The sequence below is a fragment of the Zobellia galactanivorans genome (assembly GCF_000973105.1).
Classification (GTDB): Bacteria; Bacteroidota; Bacteroidia; order Flavobacteriales; family Flavobacteriaceae; genus Zobellia; species Zobellia galactanivorans.
The window spans coordinates 1,505,044-1,529,745 of the sequence record NC_015844.1; the positions used below are offsets into that span (position 1 = coordinate 1,505,044).

Consider the following 24,702-nt stretch of genomic DNA (forward strand, 5'->3'; position numbering starts at 1 on the left):
ATGCAATCAACAGTCAAAAAGGTTTTTTTTGCCCCGGTTCGGGCATTCCTTCCCGTGATGATTCTTATGATTTCGTGCCATTCCGAAACTAAGGAAGAAGTTTCCAAAGAACCTAAAAAAGAAACGCTATTTAGCATGCTTCCTCCGGAAGAAACCGGTATAGATTTTATCAACTCGGTACAGAACCAAAAGAATTTCAACATATTCAAGTACCGTAATTTTTATAACGGTGGGGGCGTAGCCATAGGGGACATCAACAATGATGGTCTAGCGGACATTTATCTTTCCGCCAATATGGGACCCAACAAACTCTACCTGAACAAAGGGGATTTTAAGTTTGAGGACATCTCCGAAAAAGCAGGCGTTACGGGCAATAAACCATGGTCTACCGGGGTCGTCATGGCCGATATCAATGCCGACGGACTCTTGGACATCTATGTTAGTAACGCCGGAAACATGGAAGGCAACAACCATGACAACGACCTTTACATCAACAATGGCGACCTTACCTTTACCGAAAGGGCAAAAGAATTCAACCTTGCCGAGACCGGTTTCTCTACCCATGCCTCCTTTTTCGATTACGACAAAGATGGCGATCTCGATGCCTACATCTTGAACAACAGCAACATCCCGGTCAGTAGCTTGGGATACGCCGAACAACGGAGCGTTAGGGCCCAAGATTGGGAGGGCGTTCCCCATATTTTTAGGGGCGTAGGCGATATACTTTTGCGAAACGACAACGGCAAATTCACCGATGTCAGTGAAGAGGCAGGTATCTATGGAAGTTTGATAGGCTTTGGCCTTGGGGTTATGGTCAGTGACATTAACGGCGACCTCTGGCCCGATATTTATGTTTCCAACGATTTTTATGAGCGCGATTACCTCTACATCAATCAAAAAGACGGTACTTTCAAAGAGGAAATAGAGGAATGGACCTCCCACCTATCACTTTCGGCCATGGGTATAGATATGGCCGATATCAACAATGACGGTAATGCCGATATTTTCATTACCGATATGCTTCCCGAGGGCGACCAACGTGTAAAATCGGTAATGGAATTTGAAGGTTACAATGTTTTTAAGCTCAAACAAAGCAAAGATTTTTACCAACAGTACATTCAAAACACGCTACAACTCAACAACGGTAATGGTTCCTTCTCTGAAATCGCATACCATAGCGGTGTGGCAAAAACCGACTGGAGCTGGGCCGGTCTGTTATTCGACATGGACAATGACGGACTACGTGATATTTATATTACCAACGGTATAAACCACGACCTTACCGACCTTGATTTCGTCGACTTCTTTGCCAATGAAATCATTCAAAAAATGGCCCTTACGGGTAAAAAGGAATCCATTGATTCCATTATCAACAAAATGCCAGTGGTACCACAACCCAACTACGCCTACCGCAACAATGGCGATATCACTTTCGACAATGCCGCGGTGGACTGGGGGTTTGAAATACCCAGCCTCTCAAACGGGGCGGCTTATGGCGACCTTGACAATGACGGCGATCTAGACCTCGTGGTAAACAATGTAAACATGCAATCCTTCGTGTACAAAAACAAGACCAATGAACTTACCGACAACCATTACATCAAATTAAAGTTCATAGGAGAAGGAAAGAATCCGTTTGCCGTGGGTGCCAGCATCAAAATGTACTATAACGACCAAGTCGTGTTTCAAGAACTGATTCCTTCTCGGGGCTTTCAATCGTCGGTCGATTACATTATGGACATAGGCCTGGGCCAGACCACCACTATCGATTCCCTTAGGGTGATTTGGCCCGATGACTATACCCAAAAGCTAGAAAAGGTTTCCGCCGATCAACTTTTGACCCTAAAACGGTCGGATGCCACAGAAAAATACATCCCGAAAAAACCGTCCAATACCAAAACCTTACTCAAGGAAATAGAGGCTGGAAAATTAGTGGCCCATAAAGAGGACACCTATACCGACTTCGATTACGAAAGCCTAATTTCCAAACTTGTTTCACAAGAAGGACCAGCCTTGGCCGTGGGTGATATAAACGGTGACGGCAACGAGGATATCTTTTTAGGAGGAGCCAGCGGCCATCCCGGAATAGTCTACGTCCATTCGGGCAATGGAAGGCTTTCGAAAAAAACATTGGATTTCGATATCGACCTAGAAGATACGGCAGCCGCATTCTTTGATGCCGACGGTGATGGAGACCAAGACCTGGTCGTAGGCACGGGAGGCAACCGGATCAACAAAGAAAACTCTTATAAACCCCGATTATATCTTAATGATGGCAGGGGGAACTTCAGTAAAACCACCGAAGACCTACCATCCGTATTCAAAAACATTTCGGTTATTTCCCCCTATGACTTCGACCAAGACGGAGACATTGATTTGTTTGTCGGTTCCAGAAGCGTTGTGGGTACTTACGGCATAGACCCTGACCATCTGTTTTTAGAGAACAAAGGTGATGGAAAATTCGTCAATGCCACCGAAAAATTAGCCTACGACCTTAAAGATGCCGGTATGATAACCGGTGCCGTTTGGGCCGATATTGACGGTGATAACAAAAAAGACCTACTGACCGTATCGGAATGGGGCCGACCGAATATCTACAAGAATTCGGGCAGACGCCTGAGCAGGCTACCGACCGACCTCGATAGCCTATTCGGCTGGTGGAACGCCATAGAAGCCGTCGACCTAGATAACGATGGCGACATGGACTTGGTATTGGGCAACCAAGGCACCAACGTACCTTACGAGGCTTCCGAAGAGCATCCTATGAAGCTATGGATCAACGATTATGACAACAACGGCACCTTGGAGCAGATCACTACCCGTGGATTTGACGGAAAAGATTATCCCATCCACCAGAAAAAAGAATTGACCGAGCAAATTGTATCGCTCAAAAAACAAAGCCTCAAAGCTTCCGAATACGCAAAAAAGACCATCGACGAACTCTTCCCCAAGGAAATTTTCGACAGGAGTATCGTTAAGCAGGCCAATACCATGGCATCGGTAATCGCCATAAACGAGGGCGGTGGCAAGTTCACCATCAAGAAATTGCCCTCACGGGTGCAGCTCTCCTGCGTATGCGGCATCAGTTGTGCCGACATCGATAAAGACGGCAACCTAGACCTTATTATGGCCGGGAACAATTTTGAGTTCAAGCCACAATACTCCCGTTTAGACGCTAGCTACGGCAATGTGCTCTTAGGTGACGGAAACCTAAACTTCAAATGGCAAGACTACAATACCAGTGGCTTTTTCATTAAAGAGGAAGTAAAACACCTGAAGCAGTTTAAGGACAAGAACGGCAAAAGCTACCTCATTGCCGCCATAAACAACGGCACACCAAAAATTTATGCGCTAGATTAGATGTCATTACCAAAGCAAGAATCCACAAGAAAAACCTATAGTCCCGTGCATTTAAAGAACACGTATATTACGCTTTGCCTTGCCCTATCGACCCTTACGGCTTGCGGTGACAAGCAGGGTTCGCTATTTCAGTTTCTTCCCGCATCGGAAACGGGCATTACCTTTGAGAATACCCTTACCGAGACCGACGACCTCAATATTTTGGACTACCTCTACTTCTACAACGGGGGCGGTGTGGCCGTAGGTGATATTGATAACGACGGCCTAGCCGATATTTTCTTTTCGGGCAACCAAGTAAAGAACAAACTCTACCGAAACAAGGGCAACCTCCAATTTGAGGATATCAGTAAAAGTGCGGGCATTGAAGGCAACAGCACCTGGAACACCGGCTCGGTAATGGGCGATGTAAACGGAGACGGGCTTTTGGATATTTACGTGTGTGCCGTTGTAGGCATCAACGGTTTCAACGGACATAACGAACTGTTCCTGAACAACGGTGACGGCACCTTTACCGAAAGCGCCGCCAAATACGGACTTGATTTCGACTCGTACAGCTCCAATGCGGCCTTTCTCGATTTTGACCTCGACGGCGATCTAGACATTTATCTCCTGAACCATGCGGTACATACCCAAGAATCTTTTGGCAAGGCAGATCTACGCCTAAAGCGGAACTACCAAACGGGGGACAAACTTCTTCGCAACGATGGAAACAAATTTGTAGATGTCAGTGAATCTGCCGGTATATACGGGGGCGTAAACGGTTACGGACTCGGATTGGCCATTTCAGATTTCAACCAAGACGGCTATCCCGACATTTATGTGGGCAACGATTTTCATGAAGACGATTACTACTATCTCAACAATGGGGATGGCACGTTTACCGAAAGCTCAAAGCAATTTTTCGCACACACCTCGCGCTTTTCGATGGGTAACGATGTGGCCGACATCAACCATGATGGTTGGCCCGACCTTATTTCCCTAGATATGCTTCCGCAAGACGAACATACGCTCAAATCTTCCGAGGGCGACGATAACGTACAGACTCAAAAATTACGCACCGAACGCTATGGATACGGGTATCAGTTCACCCGAAACATGCTAAACATCAACCAACAAAACAGCAGCTTTCTAGAAACGGCCCTAATGAGCGGGGTAGCCGCCACGGACTGGAGCTGGAGCGCGCTTTTCGGCGACTATGACCAAGATGGGGAACAAGACCTGTTTATCTCCAACGGGATACCCAAGCGCCCCAACGACCTAGACTTCATCAATTTTGTCAGCAGTGAACAAATCCGGAACAAGATGAACAACACCAAGCTTATGGATCAGCAAGCCTTGGACAAAATGCCGGCCGGAAAAATTCACAATTACGTATTCAAAGGCTCCGACAACTTGACCTTTAAAGACAAATCGGGCCAATGGATATCAAAAGATACCTTGGTCTCAGGCGCCACGGCCATGGGCGACCTTGACAACGACGGTGACCTCGACCTGATAACCAACAACCTGAACGGCACCCCGGCACTCTACATTAACAAAACCGACCAAAATGCCAACTTTCTCAAAATAAGTTTAAAGTACGGACAGCACAATCACTTCGGTTTGGGAACCAAGGTTTTTTCATATACCCAAGGCCAATTACAATACAAAGAACTCTACACGGTGAGAGGATTTCAGGCGTCCTCGGAACCCATACTCCATTTCGGATATGGAAAGACTGAAAAAATAGATTCCCTACGAATAGTATGGCCCGATGGAAGCTATCAGACCCTGACCGACATTGCTACCAACCAAAGCTTGGAAATACGACCCGAAAACACCAAAAAGTTTAACTATTCCAATTTACGGCCACAGCAAGCGCCTCTTTTTGAAAAGGTCGAGAATAACCTGGGAATCGATTTTCTGCATATTGAAGACAACTACACTGATTTTAATCGCCAAAAACTTATTCCCTACCAAATATCCGACCGTGGCCCCGCTACTGCCATTGGTGACCTGAACGGTGACGGAAAGAAGGATATTTTCTTCGGAGGCTCAAAATATATTCCTTCACAAGTCTTTGTACAAAACGATACCACATTTTCCCCTTGGCACATCAGTACTATTGCCAATGATTCTATCAAGGAAGATGTAGCGGCCGTAATCGGGGATTTTAATTCGGATGGAAAAAACGATTTGATCCTAGGCACCGGCGGAGGGGACTTTTACAATAAAATGAAGCCTTTGCTCAACTCGTATTACGTTCAAAACGACGCCGGTTTCAATGCCGCCAACCTACCGGAAAGCTTTCAAAACACCTCTGTACTCGCCCCTTACGATATGGATGGCGATGGAGACCTTGACCTGTTCCTAGGAAGCCAAGCGATCTCGAACGACTTCGGAAAGGTTCCAGAGTCCGCCCTACTCTTAAACGACAATGGAAGCCTTATAGACCAAACCCCAGACGACCTTAAGAACATAGGGATGGTCACCAATGCCATTTGGCACGATTTTGATGCCGACGGTACCAAAGACCTGATTGTGGTAGGCGAATGGATGTCCCCTACTTTTTTCAAGAATACCAAAGGACAACTTACCAAGATCGATGTGGTTCAAAAAAACCTGAGCGGTCTCTGGCAAAGTATCGTCCCTTTTGATATTGATAACGATGGAGATACCGATTACCTGCTCGGCAACTGGGGAAGCAACACCAAGTTCAAGGCCTCGGCAGAACACCCGATGAAAATGTACTATGGCGATTTCGACAAGAACAGACAGACCGAAACCATCACGACCATAGAAAAAGATGGAAAATATTATCCTTTGGAAGGCTTAGACGGACTTTCATCCCAGTTGGTTTCCCTTAAAAAGAAATTCAACACCTATAAGTCCTTCGCAGGTTCCCCCATTGAATCGATCCTTGATAAGGAAGCCCTAAAAAATGCAAAAATACTGGAAGTACATGAGCTACGTTCCGGCTTCCTAAAAAACGAAAACGGACGATTTAGTTTTGTCCCTTTTCCGAACGAACTACAAGTTTCTCCCCTTATGGCCATGCTTCGCCATGATTTTGACGGGGACGGAAAAGAAGAAGTGCTGGCGGCCGGAAACTATTTTGGCGTTAAACCCTATCATGGAAGGTTTGATTCTTTTGGCGGCGCCTTGATAAAAGGGGAAAATAATGTAATTTTAAGCGCCCGGATCGGTTTAGACCTTAGCCAAAAATCTGTTAGACATTTAAACCTTTTACCTATAAACGGAGAAAATTATCTCTTGATTACCCTAAATAATTCCAACGCGCAGATTTATCGGCTAAAAAGAAAATAAAAGATCAATGAAGAAGATTCTTATCGCACTAATATCGTTTGCTTTTGCGGTTTCGTGCAAAGCTCCACAAAAAGAAGAACCTATTAACATTACCCCCGAAGAGCTTGACGCTTCAATAGACAGGGTGACGGAAATTATGATCCACGATATCTTTTCCCCTCCCGTTGCGAGTAGGATCTTTGCCTATCCCAACGTTGCCGCCTACGAAATTGTAGCCGCCACCAATGACAACTACAACTCCTTGGCCGGCCAATTGAACGGGCTGACCGCCATACCGGAACCCGATACCACTAAGACCATCAACTACGAGCTTGCAGCCGTCGTCGCCCATATGGAGCTTAGCAAAAGGTTGATTTTCTCAGAAGACCGAATGGAATCCCTGCGCGATAGCCTATACATGGTTTGGGAAGGGAAAAATCCTGTTCTATTCTCCGATTCCAAAGCCTACGGCCTACAAGTGGCCGACCATATAGGCGAATGGATGAACAAGGACAATTACGCCCAAACCCGCACCATGCCGAAATTTACGGTAGATGCGGACGACCCCGGCCGCTGGCAACCCACCCCACCTGCCTACATGGACGGTATTGAACCCCACTGGAATAAAATCAGGCCATTTGTATTGGATTCGGCAGCACAGTTCAAGCCCGTTCCACCTCCGGCATATTCCCTTGAAGAAGACTCCGCGTTTTATAAAGAATTAAAAGAAGTCTATGACGTAAGGAACAAAATCACCGAGGAAGGCGATAGTTCCGAAGAAATTCAGATTGCCCGCTTTTGGGATTGTAACCCTTATGTATCGGTTACCCGTGGCCACTTGATGTTCGCCACCAAGAAAATAACCCCAGGTGCGCATTGGATGGGAATTGCCAAAATTGCCGCACGTAAAACCAACAGTGATTTTGCCAAAACCCTTTTCGCCTATACCAAGGCCTCGGTAGCCATGGCGGATGCCTTTATCAGTTGTTGGGACGAAAAGTACAGAAGCAACCTCATCCGTCCGGAAACCGTAATCAACCAACATATAGACGACAGCTGGAAACCAGTGCTACAAACCCCTCCGTTTCCAGAGTACACCAGCGGACATAGTGTAGTCTCAGGGGCGGCATCGGTTGTACTGACCGAGGTCTTTGGTGACAATTTCTCCTTTGACGACGATACGGAAGTACCTTACGGCCTACCTATCCGAAGCTTTAAATCCTTTAAGCAAGCTGCCGACGAAGCAGCGATCAGTCGCATGTACGGAGGCATACACTACCGTGCAGCTATTGAAGTAGGGGTAAAACAAGGCAGGGACCTAGGTACCTTTGTCGTAAACAAACTACATATGCTATCCGATAAGAAAGTAGCCCAAAACTAGGGTATTATGGCGAAAAAAATAGCTCTGACCGCAACCGCCCTTTTGGTAGCGGGACTCCTCTGGTATCTTTTTATCATGCCCCAAGATTATCTGGTCCGCTTTCACACAAAGGCCTTGCCCGGCACGGTAAACCAGATCGTAAAATTCTGGGCCGGCCAAAAGGGGAATGCTTCCTTTGTGCAGCAAAAAAGCCTGGGGGACTTCACCAGTACACTTACCCAGGCGGATACCACGCTGACCTTTCGTTGGGAAATAAGCCGGGAAAACGACTCGACTTCCCTTGTAAAAGTCAAGATTTCCGACCATGCGCACAGCTTAAAGAACAGAATAGGGCTTCCCTTCTCCGACACCGATTTTGAAAAGCGGAGCAAAAGCACCGTTAAGGAAGTATACACGCTTTTACAGGAACATCTTTCCGAGTTTAAGACCAAAGTTGTGGGCGAAGCGGTCATCCCTGAAAAATACTGCCTCTGTGTGCCCTTGGAGAACACCCAGCTAAAGAAGGTGACCGGCATGATGCAGTACTACTCAAAATTGAGCAACTTTGTGGCCAAGAACGGTATGGAACCAAATGGCCGCCCCATGGTAGAGGTCGAAAACTGGAATACCGAAAACGACAGTATCGTCTACAACTTTTGTTTTCCCATCATCAAAACCGACAGTCTACCCCAAGAAAAGGGTATCATCTATAAACAAATCAAGGAAAGAAAGGCCCTAAAGGCCATTTATAACGGTAATTACCTGACTTCCGATCGTGCTTGGTACGCTTTGCTAGATTATGCCGAACGGAACGACATACCCCTTGTAAAAACGCCTTTGGAAGTCTTCCACTCCAATCCCAATATGGGCGGAAACGAGTTGGACTGGAAAACGGAAATTTTCATGCCTATAAAAGAGCAAAAATAGGAATAGTGCCTACCTTTGCAGGTAATAAAATTTACCTGATGAAAATACGCCGGCAGAACCTATCGATTCATTTCATATTTGTTTTCCTTTTCTATAGCTGCTCCAACCACGGTCAACTGACCTATGTGACCAAACTGCCAAAAAGCCTAAAGGAAAACTCCGGAATAGCCCTCTATAACAACGATTCGGCCTGGTTTATAGAAGATAGCGGCAACGACGACGACATTACCAAGGTAGATTACCAAGGAAATATCTTAAGGGAACTGAAGGTCAAAAATGCCAAAAACCACGATTGGGAAGATTTGACCGAAGACAAAAAGGGCCATCTGTATATCGGCGATTTTGGAAACAACGATAGTGACCGAAAAAATCTGGTCATCTACAAGTTGCCCAATCCGGAAACGGAGTCGGGCGACCATATCACCGCAGAAAAAATAAACTTCAGGTATCCTGAACAAAAACACTTTCCTGCCAAAAAAAGCGAACGCCTTTACGACGCCGAGGCCTTTTTCCATTACAATAATTACCTCTATATTTTCACAAAGAACAGGGCAGACCCCTTCACTGGCGAATCACTCATTTACCGGGTACCCGACAGGAAAGGAGATTACGATGCCGAGTATTTGGGCAAGTTAACGACCTGCGACGATTGGGACAGCTGTAAGGTCACCTCCGCGGATATTTCACCTGACGGAAAGACCATAGTGCTATTGGGTTCCGGGAAAATTTGGACCATCACTGATTTCGATTTGGAAAACCTTCCGGAAAGCCGTTTAAAAGAAACCGACCTAATGGTTCGCACCCAGTTGGAATCGGTCAGTTTTATAGACAACGTTACCCTATTGCTTTCCGATGAGCAAAGCAACAAACAGGGCAGAAATTTATATAAATACGTTCTCAAATAAGTTAGGGTCAGAAACCAAAACCTACCCCAAAGGAAAAGCGCAATCCGTCATCACTGTTGAACAGTGCCAAACGTGCCGTTACGATGTCAGCACCGTTCAGGAAAAAACCGCCTCCATAGGAGGTATGCCAATCTTTGGAATTTTCTTTGGGCAACCATACCCTTCCGTAGTCAAAACCTCCATAGAGCCCCATTGACAAGGGTAGTAACTGAGTTTTTATTTTTCTGAGGCTATAACGGATATCGGTATTTTGGTAGTAGGCTTTTTTACCGGTAAAACGCTGGTTTCTGAAACCTCGCAATCCATCTACACCACCTATACTGGCCGCTTGATAAAACTCATAATCATCTCCAATATTAAAATGCGCCTTCCATTTCGTGGCCAAGACCAATCTACCGCTAGGTATTAATTTATAATCGAAGCCTAGGCTGGGCACTACATACCCAAACGTATTCCCATTATCGACACTACGCTTATAACCGGCCACCAACGATGTCGACATACCCATGGTAGGGAATGCCTCGTTGTCGGTATTGGCATATGAATACTCGGCATCTACACCAACGAATTTATTCGCGGTCTCCTCTCCGTTCGCTTGGTAATACGTATTGATAAACCTATTATCGGTCTCCTCTACCTCTATAGACTCATACGACACGCCCGCCCTGAACTTTCCACCCAACTGGCCACGCCAAACCAAGGCAGGTGCGAACTTTAAGGTCTGAAGGCGTACCCGGTTGTAGTCCATTCCCAAATCATCGTCAAAATTCTCGGTGCTGTTTCCAAAATCAAAAAAATTGATCGCAAAATTCGGGCTCGTAAAGCGTGCGTTCAATAGCAGGTTCCAATTTTCAAAAATATGGGCAAATTCACCGCTGTACCCCAATTCCACCCCGCTTGTGGCAAAGTAAAAAGAAGCATCTAGCTTATGCCGTTGCGAAAACGGATTCTGCCTAAAACCGTTAAAGGTATACGTATCGCTTATCCCGATCTTAACCCCATCATCAGGATTATAACCGATAGTCGGGATAATTTGATTAACCGAATTGCGAATTTGTAAGGGCAAGTAATTATTGGTGTTGTAATCATCGGTCAGCTTCACTTTGGCCCCACTTTTCGACTCAACCGTATTTTTTTTCGATTTATAGTCGTAGATCGCAATGTTGCGTCCTTCGTTCACGATATAAGTATCATTGTTCTGCCCGCCTATCAATCGAACCTTAATCGCACTGGGTACATCGCCGTTCACTTCAAAAATATCGTCGTCGTCTAAGCCGTAGACCCAAATTTCCTTGGTGACGTCCCTTTGAAATACCTTTTCAAAGAATAGTTTGTCTTTCTTCCCTTTGATATTACGGTATACCTTTACTTGGGTTTCCTTCCCGTTAAGGACATTCACCTCAAACCAGTCGTCTTTATCCGTCCCAGAAACTACCGCGTATTTATTCAATACTCCATAATAGATTTCCGCGGTCTCTTCGATCTTGGCCGCCCTGGCCAACAATATACGCTTGATTTCGGCAACCGTTTCATCCCTTACCTCTTCGGGAAAATAGGCAAATGCCCTGTCAATAACCTCTTCGGTAAGGTTCTCTCGTATAAATTGCGCCTGTTCTTGCCATTCTTGAGAGGTCGTTTCCGTTAAAAGGGCCATATCGAGCACATAGGTTTTTGGCGAAGAATTAAACCCCTTTACGTTTCGTATGTCTTCATTAAAGCCTTCCATTAAACGTAGGGCAGGTATGATTCTCGTGGCCAAGTTCATAAAAAAGCCATCGCCATGTTTCGAATAGACCATATCACGGTCCCTAGGTACCGGTTTGTAGACGACCTTATCATTTTCCTCATCTTTAAATTCGGCCCATCTCCATTGATCCAAATGACGGTCCCAGTCTCCCGTAACCATATCGAAAAGCCGTGCCCTTAGATATAGCTGTGAGTCTACGGAGTATTTCTCGTCGTCGCGCAGGTCTTCGAGCATGCTATCCGTGCTCTTGAGTTCCTCGGAGTGGCCAAAGCTCTCTAAGTCGCCATGACCGTCCCCGGCATGCTCCTCGATCATATAGAGTTCGTTGCCGAAGGATTGGTTGTATTCTTTCAAGGCCGGTTGTTTGGGTACATAATACAAGACCGGATTGGTATGGAACAGCCCCACCGCATCAGACAATACCCCTGTGGTAAAAGGTCCATAAGGATGTGAACCCGTATAAAAATCCAAAAGGAACTTTTCGGTATAGGTATTTTCAAAATCGCCCATCACGTATTGCTCCTGAAAGGCCATCGCCTGCAGATAAAGCTCCGCATCTTTGCGCAGGGCCCGCATAACAAACTCCTTACCGTCCTTATCCCTTAACCGCAACGATTTTGATTGATGTCCTCCCCCTTTGTGTACCGGTACAAGTCCGCCCATAAGCGTATCTAGGTTTACGGTGGGAGCCTTTACTTTGGTAGCGTAGTATTTACGGTAACGGTCGCCCCATAGGAACTTAAAAAAACCGCTTCGCTCTACCTCTTCCGGTGAATATACCGAAGCTTCAACGGTAGCCGGAAATTTTTCGGGGTATTTTTCTTCTGAGAACGTTCGATCCGGGGGCAGCACTTCCGTTGTGAACAAAAATTCCTTTTCATCATTAGGTGCCACGCCAAAATACCGCACACGCGAAGAACCATCGGTATACACTTCCAAAGCGGCAAAACCCCGGTGCCCCGTAGAAAACCGGCTTCCGTTCAACAAGCGGGTAGCCCCTATTTTCGCGCCCGAACCGCTTACAATCTGCGGAGTGTTCTCTTCTACTATATATTGCATTGTATGCTCGTGCCCTGAAGCTAAGATCACCTTCTCGGAATACTGCGCCAAGGTCAATAAACGTTTTCGCAACTCGGTATAGCGCTTGTTCTGCATATCTTCGATAGAAGCTCCCGTAGTTCTTCTCAAGACGTTGATAAGGGTGCCCAAAATAGGCAAAGGACCAATGTTTCCTTTGGGATAAAAATGATTTCGTAAAGGGTAATACCCGCCATGGGTACCGTAGCTGAACATCGGGTGATGCATGGCTATAATGGTGGTACGTTGACGATTGTCCTTAATTTCATCCTCTAGTTCCAACCAAAACTTGTCACGCGTTTTAATATCACATTTATCGTTGATATCGGGCCTTTTGTTCCAATTGGTCAAGTACCACTCCGTATCAATGGCGATAACCGCAACATCATCATTGATTTCAATGGTCTCTATCGGGCATCCATCCTCAGGAAAAAAAACCTCTTTGCTATCGAGTTTTTCCTGAATATATTTTTGTTCGCGTTCAAGGCCTACAAGGCCCTCGGTATACCAATCGTGGTTTCCCGGAATAAAAATCGGCTTTCCCTTAAAGTTTTCGAGCGTCTTTAATTGGGCATCCAAATCATTCTTCGCCTTTAAGTAAGCTTCCGTGGAATCTTTGGGGTCGGGCATGCCTGCCGGATATATATTATCGCCCAAAAATAAGGCCGTACTATTCTCATCGGCATTGTCGAGGCTTTTTTTAAAAACCTTCAAGGCATCGTTCATATCGTTCATAGGGGAAAGACCGGCATCGCCGATCAGATAGAACGTATGGGCCACCTTTTTATCGGAAGACACATCGTGCGCACCGGATACATCGGCGTATTTCGTCTTATATGTGGCACAGCCCGTGAATAAGGCGATTAAGACTATTAGAGCAAAATGTTTGCCCAATAGGAGACTATTCATTCTCAATATTTTGTAATTTGGATCCATAAACCATTTTTCATGCCGGATTTACTATCGAAAACCGAGGAATTTGCAACTCATCTACTCGCCAAAGATTTAGATACCAATTACTTATACCACAATCTTAGACATACGCAACGCGTGGTCAAAAGTACTAAAGAATTACTGGACTATTATAACTTAAATACCAAGGATAGTGATGCAATAACCCTTGCCGCGTGGTTACATGATACCGGTTATACAAAAGGCGCAGAAAACCACGAGGAAAACAGCTGTATCATAGCCAGAGAATTTCTTACGGACCAAAATTGCGACCCACAGACCATAGAAACGGTCTGCAGTCTTATTATGGCTACCAAGAAGGGCTACGAGCCACAAAACCTGATGGAAGAAATAATGCGTGATGCCGATGCATCGCATTTGGCCCGATCAAGTTATGATGAAACCTGTGAAATGTTACGGGAAGAGTTAGCCTTATTGGGCATTGCCGAAATCACACCAAAGGAGTGGCGCCGCGCCAACATTAAAATGTTTCAGACCGAACATCGTTTTTATACCGATTATGCCATAAAACATTGGCAAGAAGGCAAGGACGCGAACCTCAAGAAATTGGTAAAGCGTGATAAAAAGCAAAAAAAGGTCCGTAAAAAAGAAGAACTTAAGGTCCAATTAAAGAACCAAAGTCCGGAAAGGGGTATACAGACCATGTTCAGGGTGACCATGCGGAACCACCTGAAGTTAAGTGATATTGCCGATACCAAGGCCAATATCCTTTTGTCGGTCAACGCGATTATCATTTCGTTGATGCTAACCAACCTCATCCCAAAACTAGATAACCCTTCCAATGACTATCTGGTCATTCCGGCAGGTATTTTTGTGCTTTTCAGCGTTACCTCTATGATCATGTCGATTATGGCGACGCGCCCGAACGTTACCAGTGGGGAATTTACCAAAGAGGATGTCAACCAGAAAAAAGTAAACCTCTTGTTCTTCGGCAACTTCCATAAGATGAAGCTCGAAGATTATGAGTGGGCCATTCAAGAGTTGATCAAAGACCAGAAGTACGTCTATGCTTCATTGACCAAGGATCTTTATTTTCTCGGACTTGTTTTGGATAGGAAGTACAAACTTTTGCGTTGGACGTATACCGTATTTATGATTGGAATGACGTTATCGGTTATAGCTTTTTTCGTGGCCTTGAAATTCTACGGCCCCGAAAGAATAATTGAATTGCCCCACTAGGCCTTCAACTCGTTCATAAGGTCTTCGTAGGTATAGGTCTTTTCATGGTCTTTCTGCCCATTCTTGTAGAGGATATCGGCGCGTATGGCCTTCATTCCACTGACTCCCTGAAGTCCTTCCAATTCAACGATTTCAACCTTTCCCGTAAAATAGCCCTTAGAACGCAAAAACTTGATATAGCGCAAATATTCTAGCTCATCTTTTTTCTGCGAATACACAATGACCATCTTACCGGCTTGGGTCAAACGTTCGTTGGTTCCTTTTATATAGGATTTATCGATACGCTTCTTGATAATTTCGTAGCGTGCGTTATAGGTGCCATCTACATCAAATCGCTTTTCGTCCATTCGAAAACGGATAGATAATGAAGTACTGTACACCAAAATCAGCGAAGCCACATCCAAGGGCACCGGAAGCTTCGGCTTTAAGGCATAGTGTGCATTTTCCATCTCGCACATTACCTGTAACTGCCATAACCGAAGGTTGTTCAAATAGATCATATCAAACTCTCGATCGTCTACAATTTCCTTACCGATATAGATATTATGCTCTACACCATCGGTCTTGTAACGCTCAAAATAATGAGGAAACATGGCTTGGGCGGCTTTTTGCTTTTTATCGATCAAGGAGGCTAGGCGCATATTGATCCGCGTAACACTTTCATCGTAATTACGACGATGATCATAGTATGAATCGGTACCCATGTCTATCGAAGATTCATAGCTTAGAATCAAATTCCCCAAGGCCTCATCGGACTGCTTCAAATGGGCGAATACGGGATTGATCTCTTCCATAACGAAATTAAAGATCGCCTGTTCACTATTGGTATGAAGGGTTTCCTTAATACTGTCGATGTGGTTGTTCACCCTAAACATCAGCTCTTCGTAAATAGGCAGCTTTCGTTTTTGCCAAGCAGACTCCAATACCTCGTTTATGGTAGAGAGTTGGATCATCAGATCGCGCTGAATGGCCACGTTACGTGCATGCGATGAATCTTTAATATCAATTTGTCCGTATAGCGGATATACATCTTTAAAGACGATTTCCTTAAACGTAGGTTGTCGCCCTTCTATATTATCTTTTATAAAACGCTTGGCCTCTTCTTCAAAACGCCAGTATACCGAATCGTGAACAGAAGTACATTCATTCTGAATCACGGCATCGATCAAGTTGCTTTCCTCGTTTTTGGAGCGAAGTACCGCCGATACGATAAAAGGCATTACATCTTCCAACTTATTGGCATTTACACTATTGAGTACGTTAGGCTCATAGGCCACGAGTTCCAAAACCCCCAAAAGATTGCCATTTTCCGCTATAGGCGCTAAAATGGCACTTTTAATTCCTTTCTCCTTGAGCCCTTTATAGAGCATTATCTCTTCCGAACGCTTATAATGCCGATCCACATCGGATATGGCAAAATAACTGTTTTCCTCTAGCAGCTTATGGTAGGAATTTTTACATAGGGCACTGGTACAAGGCAAGACCTCGTCATCCCCTAAGAGAAAACTCTGCATTCCATTGACAAAAACCCTTTCAAAGCGATTATCTTTAGGATTATACTCAACAAAGCCCACCTTGATATTGGGAACATTAAAGAAAGACCTAAAGGTCTCCTGTAAATTGCCCATGAAGTTTCCACCGTTCCGTTTGTCGTTGGCAATCAAGCCCGACTTTATTTCAGAAATCGAATGCTCGGCGGTAACATCGAACATATTGGAAACAACGAAACCCTTTGCGACAAAACTATGGGGTGGGATTTTTTCCTTCCAAAGCTCAATATTGTCAAAATTATCAAGTAGCTCGTCTACATCTTCCTGCGTAAGGTTCTTGGACTTATCCGTAGGTAAAATTTCAATAAAATCGGCGTTGTACAAAATCCTATAATGCCGCATTACCCCATGCTTATCGGGAATATCGTAAAAGAAGGGCCTTTTGAAGTCAAAACTGAAGCCGTAATGAAAATTAAGAATTACCGTTGAGGCCACAATATACATCTGGTCTTCGGGCAGGTTCCGCATCTGTGGCCTGAAATTTTCGCCCCCGGCATCTTTCAATATATTCCTAAACCGCTGCGATGAATTAAAAATCACATCGCTATAAGGTAAAGAAGCCGTCTTGATCTCATTATTGGTCAAGACCTCGGGAAAGATATCCTGCAAAATAACATTAATGACCTCTTTGTGCTTTTTGAGCAAGGAAACATCGCTAAACCCGTCGCGTAACTCGGGGTAGGGATCAGCCAGTTTCAAGATACGCTTTGCCTTTTTGGCCGTTGCCATATCGTCACTTTCAGCCATAACATCGTACTGCCGCAAAAGTTTATCAAAACTAATGAGCTGCTGAATAGGCAATTTATTTTCGTAACAGTCTTTCATCATGCGTCTAGTCAGTCGTAAATACCAGTCAAATGTTACAAAGGACAATAAAGTTTTGTCAAAGCAATCTTTGCGCTGTTCCCTTCTTTTTTCAGATATTTATGCAAACTTACAATATGTCGTCGAATACCCGGTTATCCAGAGCGTACCAAAGTGCCAAAACGGTACCTTTTGACGATGACTCTAAGTTTATTCTCTTCAGTGATTGCCATAGGGGCGACAATAGTTTTGCCGATGACTTCGCCAACAACCGGAATATCTATTACCACGCACTTAATTTCTACTATAAGGAAGGCTTCGACTACTGCGAAATAGGAGATGGTGACGAGCTTTGGGAAAACCGGTTTTTCGAATCTATTTTCGAGGCCCACAAAAACGTTTACGGCCTATTGCGAAAATTCCATTTATCCGGCAGGCTGCATATGATATGGGGCAACCACGACATGGTCTATAAAGACCCCGAATATGTAAAAAAGAACCTAGGCAGTTATTTCGAACCCATTGATGGCGAATCTAAGGAGCTCTTTGAAGGTATTACCTACCACGAAGGAATCATTCTAAAACACAGGACCACCCAACAGGAAATTTTCTTGACCCATGGCCATCAGGCCGATTGGTGGAACTACACGTTTTGGCGTTGGAGCCGATTTTTAGTACGTGTACTCTGGAAGCCCCTTCAAGTATGGGGCATTGCCGACCCTACAAGCCCGGCAAAAAACTACAAGGAACTCATTAAGATGGAACGCCGCATTAAGCGGTGGATACTGAAGAACCAGTTAAAGATCACCATTGTAGGACATACCCATAGGCCTCGTTTCCCAGAACCGGGCGACATTCCGTTTTTTAACGATGGTAGCTGTGTACACCCCCGTAGCATCACGGGCATTGAAATCGAAAAAGGCCACATTTCACTGATCAAGTGGCAAATTTCCACTACCGACGATGGCACCCTACGGGTGGTCAGGGTTTTATTGGAAGGCCCACAAAAGCTGACCGATTACCAAAAAGTAAAAGCTTAGAAGAATACGTATCTTTACGCCACCATTAACTAATAATCACATTTCATGTTTAAAAGAACACTATCCCTTGCCTTGATTGCGCTTGCCCTTACCTCATGCTGGAAAGACAAAAGTCCTGAAGACCTTATCCGTTTAAAAGACAAATTCAAATCGCAGGTCAACGCCTTTGAAAACAAAAAAGAGACCGCCAACAAAAACGTAAACAAAGGCCTTGAATCTTTAAATGCACTAAAAAGTGCCTTGGAAGATACCAAGAACGAAGACAAGGAGTTTGCCAAGGTTTACGGTGATTGGGAAAAAGTAGACCGTCGTGTACAAAACCTGAACAAGGAGTACGAGGACTTAAAAGAAAAGGCCTCAAACCTGTTTACCGCCATGGAAAAACAGACCAATAGCCTAAGTGATGAAACCAGCAAAAAAACCCTTTTAAAGGCCATTGAAAAGGCCCGCACCAAATACAGCACCACCTTGGCCAATACTTCAAAGGCTATAGACAAACTAAAACTACTGCACGGCGATGCCGTAGAGGTGGTAAAAGCCCTAGAGGTTGCCGCCGCCCTTAATTCCTTTGACAACATAAACGACCAGATGAAAAGCATAGAAGGCCGTGTAGACGGTATTATGCAAGAGCTCAACGTCGCGGTTGTCGAGAGCAAAAAACTTTACGAAAAGAAGATTACCGAATTGGGGGAATAAAATGTGTATCCTCACAACTGCGTTTCACAACAACACGGGGCAAAAGGATTTATAGCCCATGAAATAGCTTGGCCTAATATGAAGAATATATTATAGGTTGAACCAGCAAGCTCATATTCCGTAGATTTAGAAAACCCAGAAGGTCAACAACTTATTTGATATATTTGTCCATAACCAACCAACAACTATCATTATGAGAGGCATTATCCTTTTGCTACTATTTTCTTCGCCCCTTACTTTCACTTTTGCCCAGGAAGAACAAAAAAACAGGGTAATCATATTGACCGATATTGAAGCCGACCCCGATGACACCCAATCTTTGGTCCGTTTGTTCTTATATGCGAACCAAATTGACATCAAAGGGATTGTTGCGACCACATCTTGTTGGCTTACTTCGAATATACATCCCGAATCTATTGAAAAAGTAATTGCGGCCTATGGCAAAGTACAACCGAACCTTTTAAAACACGAAGCCGGTTTTCCCGATGCAGAAACCCTATCCTCCCTAATCAAGAAAGGCCTGCCCAAATACGGTATGAAGGGCGTTGGCAAAGGAATGGACTCGGAAGGCTCCGAATGGATCATAAAAGTACTGGAAGAAAATGATGACCGGCCATTATGGATATCTACTTGGGGTGGCGTCAACACCCTTGCCCAAGCACTGTACAAAATCAAACACACCAAAAAAGAAAAAGAGGCCAAAAGGTTGATCTCCAAACTTAGGGTCTATACGATATCCGACCAAGATGACAGCGGTATTTGGATCAGGAACAATTTTCCCGACCTGTTTTATATCGTTAGTCCCGGTGACCATTATGAAAGCGCCACTTGGACCGGTGTGAACAGCTATGTAAAAGGTATTGACAACAGTAGTATCAGCAACCACTGGATAACAAAGAACATACAACAAGGCCACGGCCCCTTGGGTGCGGTATACCCTGATGTGGCATGGGGCGTAGAAGGCGACACCCCTGCGTTCTTATCCCTTATACCAAATGGACTCAACGCAGCAGAGCATCCTGAATGGGGCGGCTGGGGCGGCCGATACGAACTGTACAAACCCGATTTTTCAAAAACCAAGGAAGGAAACTCAATAGTAAACATCGCTCCCGAGACCAGGCCGATATGGACCAATGCCATCGATCATTACACCCCTTATATAGCCAAGACGTATGGCCGATCCATAAAGCACGATACCATTTCATTTACCAACGATAAAGTTACCTTATGGCGGTGGAGAGATGATTTTCAAAACGATTTTGCCGCCCGTATGGATTGGTGTACCCTGTCTTACAAAGAAGCCAACCACCCTCCCGTTCCCGTATTGAGCCACCCAGAACACATCACTGTGAAATCGGGGCAAGGCTTTACCCTAGATGCTTTTGAAAGTACCGATCCCGACGGTGACCACATTAGTTTTCTATGGTTTAATTATCCAGAGGCCGGCTCCTATAAAAAATTAATAAAGGTCAACGGAGCAGAGAACGTTCATATGGCCTATTTCACGGCCCCCGAAGTGAAGAAAAAGGAAACCGCGCATTTTATAGTAAAAGTAACCGACAAAGCCGAACCCCCATTGACACGATACAAAAGGGTCATCGTTACCATAACCCCCAAATAATACGTCCCCTAATTTTCGACCTTTTGACAACATCGGTCCATTAAGAAAAATTGAAGGCACAACTTTGTCTTTGTCTTTGTCTTTGTCTTTGTCTTTAAGTCCAATTAATTGAATTTAAATTATGGAATATCACGTTAAGGCCTCCTCTAGTTCAAAAAGCAATGCGCATATCGGCATCAAAAACTCCGAAATCAGTTTTGGGATTACCCCTGAATCGGCCGATAGCCTACCTAACCCTGCCGAGCTATTTTTGGGTTCCTTCTCATCTTGCATTCTTAAAAATGTCGAACGCTTTTCCATTTTAATGAATTTTGAATATTCCTCCGCCGAAATAAGGGTAAACGCGACCCGCCTTGAAAAGCCTCCAAGGATGGACAACATAAACTATGTATTAAACATATACAGCCAAGACCAAAATCTAAATACCGATTTGCTCAAAAAGAATATTGAAAAGTACGGGACTATCTACAACACCGTTAAGTCTATCTGTTCCATAGAGGGTGAAATCAAAAAAATATCGGAATAAAAACCGAACGGCATGAACATTGCCCCTATGTGTTAAGAAGAAAAAATAAGCCCTTAACACTCTATTGACCATGCAAAAAACACTGAATTTCTTTATTGTGAGTACACGAACCATGAAAATTTTGCTCACCGTTCTTATAGCTTGCGTTCAAGTGGCATGTAGCGACAAAGACGACACCATTGTTGCAGAAGAAACGGTCGGCAACACTGGTGCCATAGCGGTCTATAACCATGCATATATCGAAAACCATACTGCCGACCAGGTAGGTGAAATCGTTTTAAATGCAAAGGAAGCCTATGTTCTGTTAGACCCCTATGAAGATGGTGTCATTGAGTCTATCCCGAAAATAAAGGCCAACGGAAATCAATTGGCAGCCTATATCAGTATTGGCACCGGTGAAGATTGGAGAGATGATTTTGACGACCTTAAGCCTTACTTGACCACCGAGCAATGGAATGAATGGCCCGGCGAATATTTTGTAAATAACACGACTACCGGAATTGTAGCCCTTATGAAATCGCGCATCGACCAAATTGCGGACTGGGGTTTTGATTGGGTGGAATTTGACAATATGGACTGGGCCCTGTACGAAGATGCAAGGGAAGCCTACGGTTTAGAGGTTACCAAAGAGGAAAGCATAGCCTATTTTCAAGAACTCTGCGCCTATGTCCACAAAAAAGGCATGAAATGCATGGCGAAAAATTTTGTGGAAAATGCCGAAAACTTTGACGGGGTCACATACGAGTCATACCACGATGAAAAAAATTGGTGGGAGACATCGGGCGCCCAAAGTTTTTTGGAAGATGGGAAACGGGTCATCATCGTTCATTATAACGAAAGCAACTGTGATCAAGTTTACTCAGATTATACAAATTTATACAATAAAGATTTGGCTTTTATCTGTGAAGACACCCGAGTAAAAAAGTACGTTCATTACAACGGGCAATAGGAAAACCAAGAAAATAGCCCAGAAATACCCTCCGAATGATTTCAAAATACTTCTTTTAGTACCTTAGCACCATGAAGCCCATTGAAATCAGAACGGTAGATGTGGTACAATACCTAAAACCTTTACGGGAAGGCGGTTCGTTACCAGGCCTTGTCAAGGCCGATGACGAATTCTTGTACGTCATAAAATTTAGGGGCGCAGGCCAAGGAAAAAAAGCCCTTATAGCCGAACTTATAGGTGGGGAACTTGCCCGTGCCATTGGTCTTCACGTACCCGAAATCGTCTTTATGAACCTAGACGACACCTTTAGCAAGACCGAACCCGATGAAGAAATACAAGACCTACTAAAGTTCAGTGTCGGGCTCAATTTAGGCTTACACTTTTTATCGGGCGCCATTGTTTACGATCCCCTGGTCTCTATTGCCGACCCCATGACCGCATCGAAGGTGGTACTGCTCGACAGTATGATCAGCAATATTGACCGCACCGCCAAAAACACGAACCTCTTGAACTGGCATAAAGAACTATGGCTTATAGACCATGGATCCAGTTTTTATTTTCACCATAATTGGGCGACATGGGAAACCCACCTATCTAGGACCTTCCCGGCAATAAAAGACCATGTGCTCTTGGAACGGGCCACAAAATTGGAAGAGGCCGCAACGGAAATCGAAAACCGAATAGACCCCGCTACCATTGCCGAAATTGTTTCTAAAATACCCGAAGAATGGCTGAACAGTGAAACGGACACCCTAAGCCCCGATGCCATTAGGGCGGCATATATACAATTCTTGGAGACAAGACTTTCCCAATTGAATCTACTGGTAAAAGAGGCAAAAAATGCAAGATAGGGTTGTTTACGAATTTGCCATCATTAGGTTGGTGCCCAGGGTAGAACGTGAAGAATTCATTAACGTAGGAGCTATTCTTTTCTCTAAAAGGAAGAAGTTTTTAGACATACGATACCATGTTGACAAGGCACGCCTCAACGCATTTGCCAGTGATATAGACCCCAATACCATTGAAGCATACCTCAAAGCATGGAAAGAAGTATGTATGGGCGAACCCCAGGGCGGGGCTATCGGCAAACTTGACCAGCCTTCGCGGTTCCGTTGGCTCACCGCTTCAAGAAGTACGATCATTCAAAGTTCCGAACCGCACCCAGGTCTTTGCTTCGACCCGGAAAAAGAATTGCACGACCTTTTTAACAAGTACGTGCTCCAATAAATTACCTATCTAGAGCCTCATTTCAGGAGGTAAAAAAGCCACCCTTCAACCCAGGCAGAATTCATATACTTTTCAAAAAAAACCTTCCAAACCCAAATTAATTTCACCATAAATTTTCAATTTATTGTTTTTAACATTAAATTGTAGCCATCACTACAAGCTGGTTTACAGAATTTTAGAACAATAAATTAACATTTGGACAGAAACACTGAATACGGCATAGAACCAATAAAAAACAGACATCCGCCTCTTATGTAGACCCCGAAACCTACAATCACAAACCCTGACTTTGCGAAAAAAAATGGAATTAGATTACGGCATTTATCACGACGGAAAATATACCCAGACCATACTTAACAATATGGGTGATTCTGTATTTGTAAAAGACATACATAGCAAAATTGTAATGGTCAATGATGCTTTTTGCAAGTTGGTCGACCTTTCCCGTGAAAATATCATCGGAAAGACCCTCGCCGAAATAGTAAGCCCGACAGAACGCGAAGGCTTCCTAAAAATCGACCAACAAGTTCTATCCGATGGCATTGAATGTATCAGAGAGGAAACGATGACACTTCAAGGTGGTGAAAAACGAATTCTATCCACTCGAAAATCACGATTTATAGATGAAAATGGAGAAAAGTTCCTCCTTTGTGTGGTACGCGACATTACAGAAAGTAAAAAGGCCGAGGAAACCCTCCACCAAAACGAGGCAGAATTAAAAAAAATAGGGGAGACCAAAGACAAATTGCTTTCCATAATCGCCCATGACCTCAGAAGTCCTTTCAACAATATTACCATGCTTTCCGACATGGCTTCGAATGCCATAGCAAGTAATAATCTGTCTCAGAGTAAAGAATGTTTGGAACTGATCGACACCACTACCCAAAATGCTATCTGCCTGCTCGATAACCTTTTGAGTTGGGCCAAATCGCAATCGGGACAAATCGATATTATATCCGACCAAATAAACCTCGGCCAAATCGTCAATGAAACCTTAGAACTATCTAAGGCCATTGCAAAGACCAAAAACATCAGTCTGAACTATATTGAAAATAAAAATATTGAAGTCGTTTCCGACCCAAAGGTTATAAAGACCATCATACGCAACTTGGTCTCCAACGCCATCAAATTCACCCCTTCTGGGGGCCATATCAACATATCAACGGTATCTAACAAAGAACAGGTTGAAGTAACCGTTGCCGATAATGGCATAGGAATGAGTCAAGAGGAGTGTCAAAAATTGTTCAATATAAATTCAGACCATGGACGCATAGGTACGGCCAAAGAAAAAGGCTCCGGATTCGGTCTTATTCTCAGTAAAGACTTGGCGGAAAAGATAGGGGGTAAAATATGGGCCAACAGCATCCAAGGAAAGGGAAGCCAATTTAAATTTACTATTCCGCTCCGAACCGAGCCGGAAGAAGCCCTAAGTTGAACGGATGGAGATTAAGAGGCCTTCGAGCTTCCTATCGGTTCA

16 protein-coding genes are annotated in these 24,702 nt (G+C 44.4%); 14 read left to right on the forward strand and 2 right to left on the reverse strand.

The features are described from left to right. Genes ZOBGAL_RS05965 through ZOBGAL_RS05985 form a run of 5 tightly spaced genes read left to right on the forward strand, consistent with a single transcriptional unit; the run spans position 1 to position 9,837 of the window. A complete protein-coding gene (locus tag ZOBGAL_RS05965) occupies positions 1-3,360 on the forward strand; it encodes a VCBS repeat-containing protein (protein ID WP_013992625.1) in 3,360 nt (1,119 codons plus the stop codon). Beyond that, positions 3,361-6,666 (forward strand): VCBS repeat-containing protein, encoded by a 3,306-nt coding sequence (locus ZOBGAL_RS05970; protein WP_013992626.1) that lies wholly within the window; start codon positions 3,361-3,363, stop codon positions 6,664-6,666. A 7-nt stretch (positions 6,667-6,673) separates the two neighbouring features. Then, entirely contained in the window at positions 6,674-8,026 is a 1,353-nt protein-coding gene (locus tag ZOBGAL_RS05975) for a phosphatase PAP2 family protein (protein WP_013992627.1), read from the forward strand. Between the two features lie 6 nt (positions 8,027-8,032). After that, on the forward strand, positions 8,033-8,932 hold the full coding sequence (locus ZOBGAL_RS05980) for a GyrI-like domain-containing protein (protein WP_013992628.1): 900 nt from the start codon (positions 8,033-8,035) through the stop codon (positions 8,930-8,932). A 38-nt stretch (positions 8,933-8,970) separates the two neighbouring features. After that, complete coding sequence (locus ZOBGAL_RS05985) at positions 8,971-9,837, forward strand: hypothetical protein (protein WP_013992629.1); 867 nt, start codon at positions 8,971-8,973, stop codon at positions 9,835-9,837. Positions 9,838-9,844: 7 nt separating this feature from the next. Here the strand turns inward: ZOBGAL_RS05985 and ZOBGAL_RS05990 are convergent, their stop codons facing one another. Next, positions 9,845-13,570, reverse strand: a complete 3,726-nt coding sequence (locus tag ZOBGAL_RS05990) for a metallophosphoesterase (protein WP_046287793.1) — start codon at positions 13,568-13,570, stop codon at positions 9,845-9,847. Between the two features lie 39 nt (positions 13,571-13,609). On the opposite strand from ZOBGAL_RS05990, the gene ZOBGAL_RS05995 reads away from it, so the two are divergent. Next, positions 13,610-14,812 (forward strand): Pycsar system effector family protein, encoded by a 1,203-nt coding sequence (locus tag ZOBGAL_RS05995; RefSeq protein ID WP_013992631.1) that lies wholly within the window; start codon positions 13,610-13,612, stop codon positions 14,810-14,812. Here ZOBGAL_RS05995 and ZOBGAL_RS06000 read toward each other — a convergent pair. Continuing rightward, positions 14,809-17,187 (reverse strand): cell surface protein, encoded by a 2,379-nt coding sequence (locus ZOBGAL_RS06000; protein ID WP_046287794.1) that lies wholly within the window; start codon positions 17,185-17,187, stop codon positions 14,809-14,811. The genes ZOBGAL_RS05995 and ZOBGAL_RS06000 overlap by 4 nt on opposite strands. Positions 17,188-17,303: 116 nt before the next feature. Here ZOBGAL_RS06000 and ZOBGAL_RS06005 point away from each other — a divergent pair, with 116 nt between their 5' ends. From ZOBGAL_RS06005 to ZOBGAL_RS06040, 8 genes are all read left to right on the forward strand, one after another. Next, on the forward strand, positions 17,304-18,206 hold the full coding sequence (locus ZOBGAL_RS06005) for a metallophosphoesterase (RefSeq protein WP_013992633.1): 903 nt from the start codon (positions 17,304-17,306) through the stop codon (positions 18,204-18,206). Positions 18,207-18,251: 45 nt separating this feature from the next. Further along, positions 18,252-18,902 (forward strand): hypothetical protein, encoded by a 651-nt coding sequence (locus ZOBGAL_RS06010; protein WP_013992634.1) that lies wholly within the window; start codon positions 18,252-18,254, stop codon positions 18,900-18,902. A 193-nt stretch (positions 18,903-19,095) separates the two neighbouring features. Further along, positions 19,096-20,523: a DUF1593 domain-containing protein gene (locus ZOBGAL_RS06015; RefSeq protein ID WP_013992635.1), complete on the forward strand. Its 1,428-nt coding sequence runs from the start codon at positions 19,096-19,098 to the stop codon at positions 20,521-20,523. A gap of 121 nt (positions 20,524-20,644) precedes the next feature. Beyond that, the gene (locus tag ZOBGAL_RS06020; protein ID WP_013992636.1) at positions 20,645-21,049 is read left to right on the forward strand and encodes an OsmC family protein; all 405 of its coding nucleotides are present in this window, start codon (positions 20,645-20,647) and stop codon (positions 21,047-21,049) included. A gap of 70 nt (positions 21,050-21,119) precedes the next feature. After that, positions 21,120-21,998 carry an endo alpha-1,4 polygalactosaminidase gene (locus tag ZOBGAL_RS06025; RefSeq protein WP_013992637.1) on the forward strand — a complete coding sequence of 293 codons (879 nt, stop codon included), beginning with the start codon at positions 21,120-21,122 and terminating at the stop codon, positions 21,996-21,998. 71 nt (positions 21,999-22,069) lie between these two features. Next, the gene (locus ZOBGAL_RS06030; RefSeq protein ID WP_013992638.1) at positions 22,070-22,849 is read left to right on the forward strand and encodes a HipA family kinase; all 780 of its coding nucleotides are present in this window, start codon (positions 22,070-22,072) and stop codon (positions 22,847-22,849) included. Continuing rightward, complete coding sequence (locus ZOBGAL_RS06035) at positions 22,839-23,225, forward strand: DUF3037 domain-containing protein (RefSeq protein WP_013992639.1); 387 nt, start codon at positions 22,839-22,841, stop codon at positions 23,223-23,225. Before ZOBGAL_RS06030 ends, ZOBGAL_RS06035 begins: the two co-directional genes overlap by 11 nt. A gap of 301 nt (positions 23,226-23,526) precedes the next feature. Next, positions 23,527-24,660 (forward strand): PAS domain-containing sensor histidine kinase, encoded by a 1,134-nt coding sequence (locus ZOBGAL_RS06040; protein ID WP_013992640.1) that lies wholly within the window; start codon positions 23,527-23,529, stop codon positions 24,658-24,660. Positions 24,661-24,702 lie beyond the last annotated feature (42 nt).

Excerpts from the sequence above, each read along its gene's own strand:
- ZOBGAL_RS05965 (WP_013992625.1), top strand. The coding sequence starts at position 1 with ATGCAATCAACAGTCAAAAAGGTTTTTTTTGCCCCGGTTCGGGCATTC.
- ZOBGAL_RS05970 (WP_013992626.1), top strand. The coding sequence starts at position 3,361 with ATGTCATTACCAAAGCAAGAATCCACAAGAAAAACCTATAGTCCCGTG.
- ZOBGAL_RS05975 (WP_013992627.1), top strand. The coding sequence starts at position 6,674 with ATGAAGAAGATTCTTATCGCACTAATATCGTTTGCTTTTGCGGTTTCG.
- ZOBGAL_RS05980 (WP_013992628.1), top strand. The coding sequence starts at position 8,033 with ATGGCGAAAAAAATAGCTCTGACCGCAACCGCCCTTTTGGTAGCGGGA.
- ZOBGAL_RS05985 (WP_013992629.1), top strand. The coding sequence starts at position 8,971 with ATGAAAATACGCCGGCAGAACCTATCGATTCATTTCATATTTGTTTTC.
- ZOBGAL_RS05990 (WP_046287793.1), bottom strand. The coding sequence starts at position 13,570 with ATGAATAGTCTCCTATTGGGCAAACATTTTGCTCTAATAGTCTTAATC.
- ZOBGAL_RS05995 (WP_013992631.1), top strand. The coding sequence starts at position 13,610 with ATGCCGGATTTACTATCGAAAACCGAGGAATTTGCAACTCATCTACTC.
- ZOBGAL_RS06000 (WP_046287794.1), bottom strand. The coding sequence starts at position 17,187 with ATGAAAGACTGTTACGAAAATAAATTGCCTATTCAGCAGCTCATTAGT.
- ZOBGAL_RS06005 (WP_013992633.1), top strand. The coding sequence starts at position 17,304 with ATGTCGTCGAATACCCGGTTATCCAGAGCGTACCAAAGTGCCAAAACG.
- ZOBGAL_RS06010 (WP_013992634.1), top strand. The coding sequence starts at position 18,252 with ATGTTTAAAAGAACACTATCCCTTGCCTTGATTGCGCTTGCCCTTACC.
- ZOBGAL_RS06015 (WP_013992635.1), top strand. The coding sequence starts at position 19,096 with ATGAGAGGCATTATCCTTTTGCTACTATTTTCTTCGCCCCTTACTTTC.
- ZOBGAL_RS06020 (WP_013992636.1), top strand. The coding sequence starts at position 20,645 with ATGGAATATCACGTTAAGGCCTCCTCTAGTTCAAAAAGCAATGCGCAT.
- ZOBGAL_RS06025 (WP_013992637.1), top strand. The coding sequence starts at position 21,120 with ATGCAAAAAACACTGAATTTCTTTATTGTGAGTACACGAACCATGAAA.
- ZOBGAL_RS06030 (WP_013992638.1), top strand. The coding sequence starts at position 22,070 with ATGAAGCCCATTGAAATCAGAACGGTAGATGTGGTACAATACCTAAAA.
- ZOBGAL_RS06035 (WP_013992639.1), top strand. The coding sequence starts at position 22,839 with ATGCAAGATAGGGTTGTTTACGAATTTGCCATCATTAGGTTGGTGCCC.
- ZOBGAL_RS06040 (WP_013992640.1), top strand. The coding sequence starts at position 23,527 with ATGGAATTAGATTACGGCATTTATCACGACGGAAAATATACCCAGACC.